Here is a 436-nt window from a genome sequence, read left to right as displayed (position 1 = left end):
CTTGTATAGTTTGAGTCCGATTACCACCGCCGTCGTGCATAAGTACAATTCCTCCAGGTTTTGCTAACCTAAACACATTATTAATTAACTTTGGTACACTGGGGCGTGAGTAGTCCATTGAGTCGGATGACCATATGATCACCGCATATTTATTATTTTTAGCATAGGAGACTAGTCCATTATTCATCATGCCTCCCGGTGGACGAAATAAGTCTGTTTTCACACCTGTTGTTTGATATATAAGGTTGGTTGTATTATTAACTTCATAAGCTGCTACTTGTGGATTCATGAAATGGTACCAATGGTGCCAAGTATGGTTACCAATTGCGTGTCCTTCAGCAGCCACTCTTCTTAATAAATCTGGGTAATTTTTTACGTTTTGTCCAACGACAAAAAATGTTGCTTTAATATTATTTTGTTTAAGAATATCTAATAC

Annotated in this window: 1 protein-coding gene; it reads right to left on the bottom strand. The window is 37.2% G+C overall.

Annotation, left to right across the window (positions count from 1 at the left end; genetic code table 11):
- Positions 1-436 (bottom strand): polysaccharide deacetylase family protein (locus GNE10_RS35060; protein WP_185570577.1); only part of this gene is annotated, 436 nt, incomplete at both ends.

This window comes from Nostoc sp. 2RC (genome assembly GCF_014222165.1).
GTDB classification, from domain to species: Bacteria; Cyanobacteriota; Cyanobacteriia; order Cyanobacteriales; family Nostocaceae; genus Nostoc; species Nostoc linckia.
Note: the sequence above shows the minus strand (reverse complement) of the source record. Positions and strands in the feature narration are given on the sequence as shown.